Annotated in this window: 10 protein-coding genes and 6 pseudogenes; 10 read left to right on the top strand and 6 right to left on the bottom strand. The window is 59.8% G+C overall.

Translation table 11 applies throughout. The features are described from left to right. Window positions 1-123 precede the first annotated feature (123 nt). Both AB3X94_RS22135 and AB3X94_RS22130 read right to left on the bottom strand, forming a co-directional pair. Entirely contained in the window at window positions 124-1,059 is a 936-nt protein-coding gene (locus AB3X94_RS22135) for a hypothetical protein (protein ID WP_368612704.1), read from the bottom strand. Window positions 1,060-1,565: 506 nt separating this feature from the next. After that, window positions 1,566-1,940 (bottom strand): phage holin family protein, encoded by a 375-nt coding sequence (locus tag AB3X94_RS22130; protein ID WP_368612714.1) that lies wholly within the window; start codon window positions 1,938-1,940, stop codon window positions 1,566-1,568. 307 nt (window positions 1,941-2,247) lie between these two features. On the opposite strand from AB3X94_RS22130, the gene AB3X94_RS22125 reads away from it, so the two are divergent. From AB3X94_RS22125 to AB3X94_RS22105, 5 genes and pseudogenes are all read left to right on the top strand, one after another. Further along, window positions 2,248-2,616 (top strand): hypothetical protein, encoded by a 369-nt coding sequence (locus AB3X94_RS22125; RefSeq protein ID WP_368612703.1) that lies wholly within the window; start codon window positions 2,248-2,250, stop codon window positions 2,614-2,616. Continuing rightward, a pseudogene (locus AB3X94_RS22120) lies at window positions 2,617-2,922 on the top strand (ferritin-like domain-containing protein); the annotation flags it as partial. 646 nt (window positions 2,923-3,568) lie between these two features. After that, complete coding sequence (locus tag AB3X94_RS22115; RefSeq protein WP_368612702.1) at window positions 3,569-3,994, top strand: CopG family transcriptional regulator; 426 nt, start codon at window positions 3,569-3,571, stop codon at window positions 3,992-3,994. Between the two features lie 38 nt (window positions 3,995-4,032). After that, window positions 4,033-5,136 (top strand): PHB depolymerase family esterase, encoded by a 1,104-nt coding sequence (locus AB3X94_RS22110; protein WP_368612701.1) that lies wholly within the window; start codon window positions 4,033-4,035, stop codon window positions 5,134-5,136. A gap of 617 nt (window positions 5,137-5,753) precedes the next feature. After that, window positions 5,754-6,212 carry a hypothetical protein gene (locus tag AB3X94_RS22105; protein ID WP_368612700.1) on the top strand — a complete coding sequence of 153 codons (459 nt, stop codon included), beginning with the start codon at window positions 5,754-5,756 and terminating at the stop codon, window positions 6,210-6,212. 129 nt (window positions 6,213-6,341) lie between these two features. Here AB3X94_RS22105 and AB3X94_RS22100 read toward each other — a convergent pair whose 3' ends face one another. After that, window positions 6,342-7,346, bottom strand: a complete 1,005-nt coding sequence (locus AB3X94_RS22100) for a dienelactone hydrolase family protein (RefSeq protein ID WP_368612699.1) — start codon at window positions 7,344-7,346, stop codon at window positions 6,342-6,344. Between the two features lie 307 nt (window positions 7,347-7,653). Here AB3X94_RS22100 and AB3X94_RS22095 point away from each other — a divergent pair. Then, a pseudogene (locus tag AB3X94_RS22095) lies at window positions 7,654-7,934 on the top strand (helix-turn-helix domain-containing protein); the annotation flags it as partial. 92 nt (window positions 7,935-8,026) lie between these two features. Here the strand turns inward: AB3X94_RS22095 and AB3X94_RS22090 are convergent. Beyond that, window positions 8,027-8,332 (bottom strand): hypothetical protein, encoded by a 306-nt coding sequence (locus AB3X94_RS22090; protein WP_368612698.1) that lies wholly within the window; start codon window positions 8,330-8,332, stop codon window positions 8,027-8,029. 185 nt (window positions 8,333-8,517) lie between these two features. Here AB3X94_RS22090 and AB3X94_RS22085 point away from each other — a divergent pair, with 185 nt between their 5' ends. From AB3X94_RS22085 to AB3X94_RS22075, 3 genes and pseudogenes are all read left to right on the top strand, one after another. Further along, window positions 8,518-9,387: an RNA polymerase sigma factor gene (locus AB3X94_RS22085; protein WP_246392246.1), complete on the top strand. Its 870-nt coding sequence runs from the start codon at window positions 8,518-8,520 to the stop codon at window positions 9,385-9,387. Between the two features lie 124 nt (window positions 9,388-9,511). After that, a pseudogene (locus AB3X94_RS22080) lies at window positions 9,512-9,865 on the top strand (isochorismatase family protein); the annotation flags it as partial. Window positions 9,866-9,974: 109 nt separating this feature from the next. Next, a pseudogene (locus tag AB3X94_RS22075) lies at window positions 9,975-10,667 on the top strand (sigma-70 family RNA polymerase sigma factor); the annotation flags it as partial. 156 nt (window positions 10,668-10,823) lie between these two features. Here the strand turns inward: AB3X94_RS22075 and AB3X94_RS22070 are convergent. Together AB3X94_RS22070 and AB3X94_RS22065 are read right to left on the bottom strand one after the other, a co-directional pair. Beyond that, window positions 10,824-12,206 (bottom strand): hypothetical protein, encoded by a 1,383-nt coding sequence (locus AB3X94_RS22070; protein ID WP_368612697.1) that lies wholly within the window; start codon window positions 12,204-12,206, stop codon window positions 10,824-10,826. A gap of 445 nt (window positions 12,207-12,651) precedes the next feature. Next, window positions 12,652-13,461 (bottom strand): annotated as a pseudogene (locus AB3X94_RS22065) (IS30 family transposase); the annotation flags it as partial. 1 nt (window position 13,462) lies between these two features. Here AB3X94_RS22065 and AB3X94_RS22060 point away from each other — a divergent pair. Further along, window positions 13,463-13,714: pseudogene (locus AB3X94_RS22060) on the top strand (alkanesulfonate monooxygenase); the annotation flags it as partial. Window positions 13,715-13,721: the final 7 nt, after the last annotated feature.

Raw genomic sequence — 13,721 nt, 5'->3', positions numbered from 1 at the left:
GAAACCCGCACCTTCGTCAGCTGCCATCGCCAGCGTCTGCTGCTTCATCCTGTTCTGCCTTCCTTATCCACTCCGCTCTATAACGCTCCGAGTAGCTATGCGGTGGACTTGATCAGCAATGCCTTAGAGCTGGCGCACACGGCCACCATAGGTTGCCGCGAGACTGGCCGAGAATGCACCCATCAGCAACGATACGAAGAGCCACAACGAAGCTCCGATAGCGGCCTTGCGAGCCCTGTCGGCGCCTTGTTTCGCAGCGGCATCGAATGCGCTGATTTTCTGCAATAGCCTTGCGTAGGTCGTCGTGACTCTCGCTTGTGCCGCTTCCGGCGCCATTCCTGTTTGTTGCGCGACCAGGCGGCTCAGGTATGCGGTGTCATCCGGCGACAACGGATCACCTGTCGCGGCGCTATTGAGAAAAATGCGCGCCGTTTCCGCGCGCGGTATTTCGCCGCGTGACGAGGCTCCCTCAGCTGGCGTGGCCTGCGCTCCGGCAGGCATACGGAACAAGGAGTCGATCAGGTAGCCGAGCGGCCACGTATTTATGGCGGCGGCCGCGTTCCCACGCTGCATCGTCTCGGTCGCGAGCGCGGAGCTTCCGGACGCTACCGGCGCAGCAGTTTGTACGCCGGTTCGTGCGATGCCCGAGACAGCCGAAGTCAGGATGGCCGCGATGACGAGCGTCGCTATGGCCCAGCTAAGGAAGCCATGCGCAGTGTCGCGAAAGTGCATCTCGTCGACGTGGACGTCGAGCCATCGTCGGCGCAGCCGTCCGGCGAGATAGCCGCCAATCCCGGACGTGAGAACGGACGTGACGCAGACCCAGATCACCGCAGCAAACCCGAACGCCTTCGCGTTAGCGGTGCCCGACGACCATGGCGAGAGGGACGTCAAACCGAGGCCCGTGCCCAGCGTCAACAGAATCAGTGCGAATGCTGCTGCGCCGACGCCGCCAGCGAATATCGCACCCCATGAAACTGCGCTTTCGTTTCGATGCTTTAGGGCGCCGGCATCGTTTGCTGCAAAGCTGTATTCCGTCGGGTTATTCACTGGTTCCATATGCCGCCTCCCTGAACTTGTCTACGCTGAAATAAGCGCTTATCCGCTACGCCGGGCACGGCCGCCATGCGGGACGTGGCCGCCTCGTTCGCCGCATTTATTGTGCCGCGTCAGATGACGTCTACCGCCTAGCGGATAAAGGCTTCGAAAGAGAGTGATAACGCATGTCGGGCCAGCGGCGGTTAAGAGCGACGGCACGCTATTCGTCAGGAGCCGACTGACCTTCGCACATTGCGGGCGATCCAGGCGGTGGCACCGGCCCGGCCAGCGATCGTCAGCTTGCGTCGTGACCTAAGCGCAATGGCCGCCGACCACCAGAGCGAGCAGCAGGGCCACACGCGGCGCCTCGGCGAGCGCAGCGAGCACATTGCTGGAGGTTGACCGCGGCCCCGTAGGCGCTGCCGGCAACGCGACAGTCCGGTTCGCCACGACCAATGCGGTCCGTGACACCTCCATGCGTTCCAGAACGATTGGCCGGGCAAGCTCATGTGCATGATGTCGCGGGTTCATTTGAGCGAATCGCTGAGAGCGTCGAGATCGCGATGTATCTCGGTCTGGAGAACGTAAAGCGATTGCGCCGGTTTCTGCAGGCGCAAGACGAGGAAGGAAACGATGCAGATCAGCAGCCACGCCGCAGCAACGCCCCAGACTACCGCAAGAAAGTAAGGCGTCGGCCATGCGGTGGCAATGATCGCGATGCAAAGGAACGGCAGCGTGAAGAGTCCCGCGACGGCCAACGCCACGAGGGCGCTCAGCTCGCGCACCAGGCGCTTTCGGGTTTCCTCGATTTCCAACGTGATCAGCTCGCTGTAGTCCGTGACGCGCTCGACGCAGAATCGGCCATTGTTGCGCCACGTTGTGACCTTCGCATGGATCGACATTCGGTCCTCCTGCCGACGTTGTGCGGGCGGCAACGCTTTAGTCCAAATTTCTCGAGTCACGCCTGCGAAGTTTTCTGACACGACGGCTCGCTCCGCGCAGCGCGCCCCAACACAAAGCCGACGCCAGCGGCAATGGCGAGCGTGGCAAGCGGCCGTTCCAGCGTCGCCTTCCGCAACAGTTCGGCGAAATCGGAGTAAAGCTTCTGTGCTTCTGCTGCCAGCTGGTTTGCATCCCCCTTAATTTGCTCGCTCGCGTCGCTGAGACGCGTGAGGCTGTCCGCTCGAACATCGTCGCGAAGACGGCCGTGTGGGCCCGCGCCAACTGAAAATATCGGCGGCTGATCCGCACAACTCGGCCTGGGGTGTATACATTGCTTCGGAAGGAGGGACTTGCATAGTAAAAACGCGTGCGCTGCGCAAAAAGTACAAGCTCAAGCGAAGTAAGGTGGGAGCTGTCGATCTTCGCATCTCTGCGCCCACGTCGGTCTCTCTCGAGACATTGTCCCTGCCGATCATGCTCGTCTCCATCAATGTATTGCGCTACCTGCCGACCGGCTTCCGGAATGCTTTGACTTCCCCTACTCAGATCGGTGACGCAGCCGGCGGGCAACGTGCGAATTGGGCCGTGCCGATGCGCGGCAAGGAGGCGGATCACAACATGAGCACATCTGGATGAGTCGAATCCCGCGGTATCAAACTGAAGCGAATCAAATGCGCCGCGATGGAAGAACTTGTCGAGGAGGGCGGCGAGCAGATTGGGAAATTGAGAAGGGGCCCGTCCTCGACCTCGCCCTTATCGGGGCCGCTCAAAAGGTTGAATGAGATCGCGACGTACGGAACGCTCGCTGCGCTGGCTGAATAGCTGGGTGAATCTGCCGCTCAGAAGCTCCTGCTCGATACGCTGGAGGAAGCGAAGTCCGCCGATGAAAAGCTGACGGTGTTGGGACAAGGAACCAGCGTCGAAGAGGCAGCGACTCAATAACCGTTGCGACATCTAAAAGCGTCGGTACCATCGGACAGGGGCTGCGTCCCAATAGTCGACATAAAGCCCACCGGGCGTAACACCGCTTATCCTCAGGCCCGGCCTCCTGGGCCTGAGGACTCCTTGGACCTGAGGTCCGCCTACGACTCAATTTCTATCATCAGCTTCCACCCGAGGCAGGGTTGGTAGCTGACGAAGGCGTGGCGGGTCCGGCCTTCTTATGCATCTTGTTGTGAGAACTGGTCGTCGCCGGTGCCATGGTGTTAGCCCCTGACGCGCCTGAGACCGTATTGGTCGACCCGCTAGAGTTTGGCTTGCTCATTCCAGTACCGCCTTGTCCTCCAGCGGCACCGCCGCCCGCGCCTTGGGCGAAAACGCTGCCCGATGTTCCAACTAAAAGCGCCGAAATCAAAACCCCTATCGTCGCAACTCGCATGGCAGTCTCCTCAAGTACGAACCGGTCAACACCGGACGGCGTTAATCCGTAGGTTCGTGACCGCAATTCGCATACCGTGCCGGCGGCAAAGCAGCTTGGAACCAGGAAAGGACGAGCCCCTCTGTTGCAGTCGCCTGAAGCGAAAATTATGTTGCGGTGCAGCGAAAATACGCCTATAACCATCCACATGGATGTCCTCCGGATGGAAAAATGGAAAACCCCGCGTCCCGCGGCACGAGTCGCCCGAAGGGCGGCGAGTCGGAAAAAATCACGATCAACCTCGGCCCTGTCGACCTCGGCCAGATCGATCTGCTGGTGGAAGAAGGCTTTTATTCGAACCGGACGGACCTGATCAGAACCGCCATTCGCAATCAGTTGGCGCTGCATGCACAGGTCGTTCACGAAACGGTGACACGCCGTGCGCTTGTGCTCGGCCTACAGCATTTTTCGCGGCAGGATCTGGAAGCGGTTCGTGCCGCTCATCAGCGCCTCACCATCCAGGTGCTGGGACTCGCCAGCATCGCTGGCGACGTCACCCCGGAACTCGCACTCGCGACCATCGAAAGCGTCGTGGTGTTGGGTGCCTTTCACGCATCGACTGCCGTCAAGACAGCGCTCGCCGACAGAATCCGCTAGCAGCGCGTCCGACGCTCAATCCTTAACGGACCAACACTATGAAACTCGAACAAGGTTTTCTGAACTCGATGCGCGAAGCAATGACTTTGCTGCGCACCCGCGGCCCCGCCGAAGCTACGCAGGCGATACAACGTGCCCTGCGCGGGGAGACCGGAGGTGTCGTGAACGGGGCGGTGCCACGCGAGGTGACCCCGGAAGCCGCTACCGTTGTATTCGAGGCGCCGGCGAAAAGGAACGCCGAAACGCTCAAACCGCGAGAAGTCCGCGTTGACGTCGAGAACCGGGGACATTTCAGCACGCATATGTATTCGAATGCCGTGGGCCGCCGGCAATATCGACTGTATGTGCCGGCAGGCAATCACAGCGAGCCGCTGCCATTGATCGTGATGCTGCATGGCTGCACACAGAACGCCGACGATTTCGCGGCGGGCACGCAGATGAATTCGTTGGCTGAGCAGCATCGATTTCTCGTCGCCTATCCCGAGCAGCCGCAGCAGGCAAATCCGTCGAAGTGCTGGAACTGGTTCAAACCCGATGATCAGCGTTGCGAACGCGGTGAACCGTCGTTGATCGCAGGCATAACACGCGAAATTATTGGAGCCCACAGCGTCGATCCCGCGCGCGTGTACGTCGCGGGTCTGTCCGCGGGGGGAGCAATGGCGGCGATCATGATTGGCGCGTATCCAGAGCTGTACGCGGCCGCAGGTGTGCATTCTGGTCTTCCAGCAGGATGCGCACACGATCTTCCCTCGGCGCTCGCGGCCATGAAAGGCGGCAGGCCTCCCAGACACGCACGAGACGCCATGGACGATACCGCCTCATTACCGAAGCGGCCGGTCATCGTCTTTCACGGCGACGCGGACGCCACGGTTCACATGCGGAATGCCATGCGGCTCGTTCAGGGTTTCGACGCACGACTGCATGACGGCCGCGAACCGCGTCGGACAATTGCAGGTCGACGTGCGTGTACCGTCTCCCATCTGGTCTCCACGAACGGCATGGACGCCGAACTGTGGACTATTCACGGGGCACCACACGCGTGGGCAGGCGGAAATGCGCGGGGCAGCTACACCGATCCCATGGGGCCAGATGCGAGTGCGGAAATGCTGCGATTTTTTCTTGAGCATCCGCTGCGGCGATAACGCGATGACGCGGGCCGAGTGATGGCGCTGGCTGTTAATGTGTGAAGGCAGCGGCAACCCGCAAGTTGCGCGCGTCAGGACCATCAGCAAGACGGTCAGCGTGTCATCGTCAGGACGAAGAACCCCGCGATACGCACGCAAGCCCTCGCGCGCCAGGCAGCAACAAACTTGGCGACCGCGTCATCGGACAAGGCTGCGCATCATTCCATGCCGAAGGCGCAGGCTGCGAATCAGGCACGAGGGCTTCCTGTTCGGTCTGACTGTTGCAGTTGGGCTTGCATTAACGTTCGTCGGATGCGCGTCGCAGCCGCTATCGTTGTCGACGCCGGGCGAGTCTGCCGAGCAGTCTCCTTTCCCCCGGCGCTGAATGGACACATGCTGCTCCTGCCACGCAGGGTTTCTCGCAGGAGCGTATCGATCAGGCCATTGCTTACGGAAAGGAGAGAGAATCAACGTCCGTTATGGTGGTCTACAACGGATCTCGGACCCAGGGGATGAAGATTACAATGGTCTCTGCGTTTACCACTATGAGGCCTTCCTGAAAGATGACTAGCGCCGGGCGCGAGACCTTCGCACACTGACGGCGAACACTGCCACAGTTCATACAGGGGAATTTGATGGCGCTGTACGAGATGACCGGCGAAAGCCTTCAAGAAATCAGGCCTCAGACGTTCGCGCAGCTCGGGATAATCGAGCGTCAAAACATTCAGAAGGCCATCCGTTCGCACATAGCCGCGATTACGCCAAACGTCAAAACGATGGTGCTTGCGGAAGAGTTTGGAGACTGGGTCGGGGCGAACAGGCGCATTGACCTGCTCTGTCTTGACGATCAGGCCCAGCTCGTAGTCGTGGAGCTCAAGCGTGACAACGATGGCCACATGGAGCTGCAGGCGCTGCGATACGCGGCAATGATCTCGACGATGCGATTCGACCAACCCGTTACAGCGCACAGAAAATATCTCCAGTCGATCGGGTCGAACGAAGATGCCGAGCAGGTGATCCGAGAGTTCCTAGGTGTGGAGGAGGGCAACGTTGCTTTGTCAGATAAGGGTGCGCATTTGGAGTTGCCCCTGTAACTGAGGACACGCGGACACCGTTAGGGACGTAGAACTTGGCGCTTTCTGTGCGATAGCTTTGAGCGGTACAACAGTCATCCCTTTATCTGAAGCCGCCGCCGCAGCCCAGACCGGGGCGTGCCCCAATAATCACGGGTGGGCCGTTGAAGCGGCAACGCTGGGCTTTAGCACTGTCATCACTATCTCGTGAACAGCTTGCTTCACCTCCCTTGCCGCCTGTTCGTCGTAAGCCGTCGTCACCCCGCGCTCGACACAAGGGTCATTGTATGTAAAGGGCTCCCTCGTCCGGGCGTTGACCAGCAGCCCCTTCTCCAGCTCGATGGTCCTGCAATTTCTAGTCGTTTGCGCCTGCGGAAGCTGAACCGGCTGCCTGAGAGCAACCGAGTCGAAGACATGATTGGCCCTTGGGTACTCGGTCAACTGAACATCGTTACCTTTTGCCGTTAGTCGTTCTACGTATGCACGGCATGGAGCAACTGGGTTGTAGTTGTCTGCGCTGCCCTGGAATATTCTTACTGGTTTCGCAACCAGCTCGTCATCTTCACGATACGTGTAGGTGCAGTCTGGATAGAACGCAACATAGGCCGCGAACTCCGTCCCGGGTGAGGCATGCAATCGTTGGAACCGCTTCAAGCTTGCATGGAGTGCATTTTGTCCGCCTCGCGAAAATCCCATGATCATGATCCTTGCCGGGTCGATCCTGAGGTGTTTCGAAAGAATTGCGAGCGCGCGGTAGGCGTCCTCGGCTTGCGCCAGACGAGGCAACTGAGCCTGATCGTTGTTTGTGCTGATGATGCCGCGTCCGGAGAAGCTATCCAAAACGAAAGTGGCGACGCCCATTGCGAGTAGATCCTGCTCCCAGTCGGTCACCGAACTGCCAATTCCGCCTGAACCGTGCAGCAGGACAACTAGCGGAAATCGTTCGACTCCAGCCTTGTGAAGTCGAAGTTCGCCCGCGATCGTGACCGGCCGCCCGTCCTCGAGACCGTTCAGGAATTCCTGATCCGTCATCGTGACAGACGGGACCGGAATGACCTCGGTCCGAACCACTTGCGCTAGTCCGGCTCTCGACAGACACGCGAGCGCAAATAGGAAAGCAAATTGGGCAACGAAGCCAATAATTGCCGCCTTCATGGCGCCCCCTTCTTCAACTTCACGTCGCGCGAAAGTTCGCAGCGTCGGCTCCCAGATATTCTAGACAGAGTATCCCTGACCGCCAAACTGCTCTTGCCGTACGGCCGGCTCAGTTACTGAGCAGTTGTTGGTCAATGTCAACCAGTCGCCGCTAACAGGATTCGACAGCAACAGGCTGTGACAGGCAAACCGACATCTTCGGCGTGGTCGGACCGCGCAGCGTGACTATCCGGGCCGAGGGGTGTGGCGAGCGTTCAACTCGAAATGGCCGTTCACTAAAGCGGATAGCGAAAGCCAGAAAGCGTTAATGTGTGAGCTCTGGCAGAAAGGCGAGTCGCTTCAGCATATTGCGCAACTGTTCGATCGGAATCACTCGTCGGTGCAGGGAATCCTGGCGCAGACAGGTGGAATACGGCCGGCACTACGACGTCGTTCCAGACTGGCGTTGACGTTGGCCGAGCGCGAGGAGATTTCACGCTCACTGGTAGCCGGGACTCGACCCGTTCGGTGGCCAGCAGGCTTGGACGGGCACCGTCAACCATCAGCAGGGAAATCCGGCGAAATAGAGGATCTCCAGGCTATCGGGCAAACCACCCCGTTGCGACGCCTCGGGCCTGGTGTACGTCGGCGGCGCCAGTGATGTTGACTAGCGCCGCAATATCCGAAGCGCATCCTCCGATTCAACGTGCCGCCGAATCGTCTGGCAAACCGTACGAGTCCAGTAAGTCGACGCCCAATCGCAAGACTTCGACGGGCGCTTCCAGGCGTTCCGTGAGACCTTTCTGGTATGCCTTGAAGGCAGGAAGCTCGGTGACGGCTGCCGAATCGTCAGCGGCGAGATTCACGAAGAGGTGAATGAATTCACGGCCGTTTCTGAACAGCGCATAGGCGGTGTGTTCGGGCGCCGTATCCCGGAGGCTATCGAACACAGCCCGCGACAGCGCTTCGTTTTCCGCGGTTTGTTCGGGTTTGATGGTGTAGCGCACCAGTGTCAGTCGTTGCATGATTTCTTCCTTTCACGGTTATCGGCGCCGGTGTGGTCCGATAACCGTAAAGACGACGGCGACAAGCTAAAGGATGCGCGCAAAAAAGTTTTTCCGGACCGCATCCTTTGGGTGAGCGGGAACGTCTATTCGATATCGGGGTGCGGGATCAACCGGAGGATTCGGCTTTGGATGCGAATGAACTCACTCAACTGATGGCGGCGATGCGCCCGCGTCTGCATCGGTATTGCACGCGCATGATGGGCTCGGCTTTCGATGGAGAAGACGTCGTTCAGGAGACGCTGTCCAATGCGGTCGCGGCCTGTTCGGCAGCCGGCGAGATTTTGCACCCGGAAAGCTGGTTGCTGGCCATTGCTCATCACGCGGCGCTGGATGCACTGCGCCGCCGCAAGCGACAAGGCCACCAGGAGTCCGACGAGGCGCTGGCGAATCTGACGGACCACGGCGCCCAGGCCGATGCGAGAGTGGCGGCGACCGCGAGTCTCGCGATGTTTCTGCATCTGTCCGTCGTTCAGCGCTCTTGCGTGGTCCTTGCGGATGTACTTGGCTATTCGCTAACGGAAACGGCAGCGATCCTGAGTGTCAGCGTTCCATCAGTCAAGGCCGCGCTGCACCGGGGGCGCGGTCGGCTCAGGGAACTGGTCGGCGTATCCGACGCCGCGCTACCGCGCCTCGCCGAAGCCGACCTCGAGCGGCTGCGCGCTTACGCCGAGCGTTTCAACGCTCGCGACTTCGACGCGTTACGCGATCTGCTCGCCGAAGAAGTCCGTCTCGACCTCGTGAGTCGAGCGCGTCTGGCGGGCCGTAAAGACGTCTCGGTCTACTTCACGCGGTATGCGGAGTCGATCGGCTGTTCGCTGTCATTGGGCTGGGCCGAGCATCGCCCGGTGCTGCTGGCTACCGATCCGGTAGTGGCCGACGCGGGCGTGGCATATGTCATCCTGCTGGATTGGACCGACGACGACCGTATCATCGCGATCCGCGACTTCCGGTTCGCGCCTTACGTGATGGAAAGTCTCACGGTGCAGCGACTGTGATCGGCAAGGCGAGGCGGCGGCGCCAACACTGTTGCGATAGGTACGACTGTCCGGTGAGTGCCGCATTCTGAGCAGGAGATCCCGCTGAGATACATTCTTTCTTCAATTTGCCGAACTCGTTCCGGCGCCAGGGGAGGCGATTGCCGAAAAGAGTTATCGCGACGCGTTCGAAGACACCGATCTGGAGCAGGTGCTGTCGAGGCTCGGCGTTGGTCAGCTCATTGTGACCGGTGCGCAGACGGACATGTGCGTTCGATCAACGCTCCATGGTGCACTCGCGCGCGGCTATGACGCGACGCTGGTCGGCGATGCCCATACGACAGAGGACATGCCGCAAAGAGGCGCGCCGTCACCAGATGCGGTGATCAGCCATACCAATATGTACTGGAGCAATCAAAGGGCGCCGGGTCGCTTGGGCGGGGTCATCGAAAGTAAGGAGGTTGATTTCGCGCGCTCTGATTTACGCGCTGACTCATGATGATGAGAGCGTGACCGGTCTCCGGATCGTCCGAACCCTAAGGCGTTGTGGGCACCTGGACAAATGACGAATATGCCCTAGACTGATTCAAACCGGTCTGGAGCGTGCCATGCGGCTCGTGATCTCCATTGCGAAAAAATACGTGAACCGGGGCATGCACTTTCTGGATCTCATCCAGGAAGGAAATATCGGCCTGATGAAAGCCGTCGACAAATTCGAATATCGACGCGGCTGGAAGTTTTCAACCTACGCAACATGGTGGGTGCGGCAGGCAGTGACGCGTTCACTTGCGGATCAGGCCCGCACGATCCGGGTGCCGGTGCACATGATCGAGTCGATCAACAAGCTGAACCGGATTTCCCGCGAGATCCTGCAGCAAACCGGACGCGAGGCTCATCCTGCCGCGTTGGCGCAGCGCATGGAACTGCCGGAAGAGAAGGTTCGCGGCATGTTGAAGGTCGCGAGGCAACCCGTATCGCTCGAGACGCCAGTGGGTGAGGATGCCGACGCGACACTTGGCGATATGATCGAAGATCCGATGGCGACATCGCCCGCAGATGCGGCCGTGCAGGCGAACCTGCGCGTCGCAATCGATGAGGCGCTCGATGCATTGTCGCCGCGTGAAGCGAAGGTGTTGCGGATGCGTTTCGGGATCGATACATCGACTGACCATACGCTCGAGGAACTGGGCAAACAGTTCGACCTGACGCGCGAACGCATCCGGCAGATCGAAAGCAAGGCAATGCGAAAACTGATGGACCCGAGTCGCGCCGCCAGGCTTCGGCCATTTCTCGACCATTAACGCGTAGACTCGTGCATAAGCGGGTTGCGCTGTTTCAGGGACGGCAGGCGCTCCCGATCGTCGAGCGCATAGGCCGTTGTGGAGCGCACCGGGCCCGGACGGCTCAATGCGCTTCACGCCTCATCGGACAGCGGATCGTCGTACGCTACCGACGACTCACAGCAGGACTGCCTGCTGCAGAAGTTCCAGAGCCTTCAATTCGTCCAATCGGCCCGTGCGTGCCTTACCTGCCAGCGTCTTGATCAACGCTTCCGCGATTGGCGCGATACCGACAAGGTTGTCCAGGCTGGTGACGGAAGCGGGGAGCGACACGGGGTTTTGCTGCGGGATTGCAGCGGCTGGAAGCAATTGAGCGGTGGGCGGTGTGACCACCGGCAGCTTGCCATCACTGCCTTCAGAGGAGCGACCGGCGGCCTCGGCGGAGGCACCGCTTATGTGATCTTGCTGGCTGACGACGATTGCCTCTGTCGCTTCTCCGACACCCGCTGAAGCAGGGGAGGCGCTTTCTGGCTCAACCGGGACGCCCGTCCGCGCGCGCCGCGTGTGCACCTTCGAATTCACGGGTGTTCCTGACGCATCGTCGTTCGCGGTGGCCGCAATCGGCTCGTGTTGATCCGCGGACGCACGTCCGCGTGAAGCAGGAGTGAGCAGCCGTGACACCGACTCGGGAATCTCCGCTTCCGAGCGGGGCGAGTCCAACCAGCCAGTCGGCAAACCAAGTCGCTCCGTGAAACGGTTCGCCTCGACATCGTCCATGCGCTTCTTGCCATATAGCCGATGTGCCATGTTTGACTTGGTCATGGATAGGACTACACCAAGTCGCGCTTTGGATCCGTTGCGACCCGTAAGGACGTGGAGGTTCTGCCGTCGAATGTTTTCGACCGTAGCGCTGTCGTCTAACGCCAGCGGGTGCTGCCGGGTCGCTTCAGAAGAGGCTCTGGATTTCGAAGATGAATCTTTTCCTGGTGCATGGGTGCCAGTCGGTCTGGCCATCTGGCTTCGACTCTTTTTGACGGTCACCGGCGACCCGCCCGTTGCTTTCTTTGGCATTTCCGTTTCCTCGGACAGGTTATCTTCCAGCATGGGTTGTTGGCCGCCGTTCGGGGCGGAAGCCGGTACGGGCGTTTCAGACTCCACCTCGGGCTCGTCGTCTGGTTTGACAAAGTCGAGCGGTGACTTCAGACGGGCGATGGTTTCGGGCGCGAGCGCAGGATGGGGCTGGTCAAAGAAACCGTGCGGAAGCCCAAGCGTGGTTTCCATATGAAAAGCGGTCTCGGGCGTGAATCTTTCGCCCTTCATCAGTTCGGCCACTCGCGTCATGTTCGAGTCGAGTCCGAGCGCGATATTCTCTGCGCCCACGGCATCGACGAGAAACTGAAATGATCGTGTTTTGAAAATCGACGCAGTCTGAGTGGAGTCTCGAGGCGGTGCCTTCACGTACGTTTGTCCCTGCCTGTTGGGCGGTGACTTTTTCATGTGACGAGGTTGGCGTTGGCCGCTGTCCCGAGGTCCCGCATGTCGTCCGCGGGGTTGACTCATAAAATAGGGCTCCGTGCGATCATTGATGTTCTGGCTCGTGAATTATAGACGAGGGTAAATTTCGAACATCCGATGCGTTAGCCTGTCCATCTAGCGAGAAATACCCCCGCGCGGCGCACGAATGATGAAGAGCCCGAATCTATCATTGGCCGCGGCTTGTCATGCGACGCCAATATTGTTTTTCGTCCCTGTGTGTTATACCGAGCAAAGCAGGATACTGCCATTGCCTCTGTCCGTTTTCCGGCCTTTTTAGACCCGTCGGTTTAGCCAATCAGGAAGGCGCCGCTTCACTAGTACGACAAGGCGGCGGCATACGGTGAGTCAGGTTGAACGCGAACAGTCGGCCGCGAGCTGCGCTGCAGTGCCCCGAGGAAACCCTCTGTTGGATTTTGCTGCACTACTCCAAAACCTGACGGTCGTGCTACGCACACAATTCGGGGCGGATTCAACCGGTGGATGCAATAGTCCGTTGGAATCGTTCGGCTGGCGTTTCGTAGTTCAGGGTCTTCCTGGGACGCTCATTAAGGCGTCCTGCCACGGCGTCGAGTTTGGCCTGTGAACGCACTGACAGATCGGTACCTTTCGGGAAGTACTGCCTCAATAGTCCATTGGTGTTCTCATTCGAACCACGCTGCCAGGGATGTTGCGGGTCGCAGAAGTAGACGGCAATGTCTGTGGCAACGGTGAACCGCATGTGGTTGGCCATCTCCGTTCCACGATCCCATGTTAGCGATCTATAGAGTTCCTGTGGCAACTTGCCGGCATGCCTGATGAGTGCATTGATGACCGTCTCGCTGTCCTTACTGGCTATCTTCACCAGCATCACATAGCGTGTCTGGCGCACGACGAGCGTCGCAATCTGGCTGTTCGCGCTACCGCACAGCAGATCACCTTCCCAGTGTCCCGGTACCGCGCGGTCTTCAACTGTCGCTGGACGTTCGCTGATCGATACCGTGTCGCGAATCCTGCCGTGATCATCCGTCTTCTGCGTGTGATGGCGCGAACGGCGCATGGCCCGAGTACGCCGCAAATGTTCCAGCAGCTCCTTCTTCAGGGCACCGCGTGCCTGGATGAAGAGACTGCGATAGATGGTCTCGTGTGACACGTGGAAATCCTCGTTGCCCGGGTATGCGCGCCTGAGCCCTCCGGCGTTCCGCTGAGGCGACCACTCCAGCTGGAGTTTGTCTGCCACGATGCGTGCCAACATCCGGTGTTCAACCAGTTTACAGAGTTTGGGCCGCGGCGCCCGATCCCAGGGGACTGCGCTGGTCGGCGATCCGCAGATCGTCGCCGAGCGGTTGCGCGAGTACATGGAGATCGGCGTCGACCGGTTCGTGCTGTCTGGCTACCCGTATCTGGAGGAGGCCGTGCGCTTCGCGGGACTGGTGTTTCCGCTGATACCGGGCAAGCGCGCGATTACCGAATCGAGCAGAACCTATACCGGCAGTCCATTCGACGTGCGTGGTTTGGGTGCGCAAGGCGGGTCGCCAGGGCATCTCATCGAGTGACCGCGAA

Source organism: Paraburkholderia sp. BR10923, from assembly GCF_040948765.1.
GTDB classification, from domain to species: Bacteria; Pseudomonadota; Gammaproteobacteria; order Burkholderiales; family Burkholderiaceae; genus Paraburkholderia; species Paraburkholderia youngii.
This window is presented reverse-complemented; position numbering and strand designations above follow the sequence as displayed.

Excerpts from the sequence above, each read along its gene's own strand:
- AB3X94_RS22110 (WP_368612701.1), top strand. The coding sequence starts at position 4,033 with ATGAAACTCGAACAAGGTTTTCTGAACTCGATGCGCGAAGCAATGACT.
- AB3X94_RS22115 (WP_368612702.1), top strand. The coding sequence starts at position 3,569 with ATGGAAAACCCCGCGTCCCGCGGCACGAGTCGCCCGAAGGGCGGCGAG.
- AB3X94_RS22070 (WP_368612697.1), bottom strand. The coding sequence starts at position 12,206 with ATGAGTCAACCCCGCGGACGACATGCGGGACCTCGGGACAGCGGCCAA.
- AB3X94_RS22100 (WP_368612699.1), bottom strand. The coding sequence starts at position 7,346 with ATGAAGGCGGCAATTATTGGCTTCGTTGCCCAATTTGCTTTCCTATTT.
- AB3X94_RS22135 (WP_368612704.1), bottom strand. The coding sequence starts at position 1,059 with ATGGAACCAGTGAATAACCCGACGGAATACAGCTTTGCAGCAAACGAT.
- AB3X94_RS22105 (WP_368612700.1), top strand. The coding sequence starts at position 5,754 with ATGGCGCTGTACGAGATGACCGGCGAAAGCCTTCAAGAAATCAGGCCT.
- AB3X94_RS22130 (WP_368612714.1), bottom strand. The coding sequence starts at position 1,940 with ATGTCGATCCATGCGAAGGTCACAACGTGGCGCAACAATGGCCGATTC.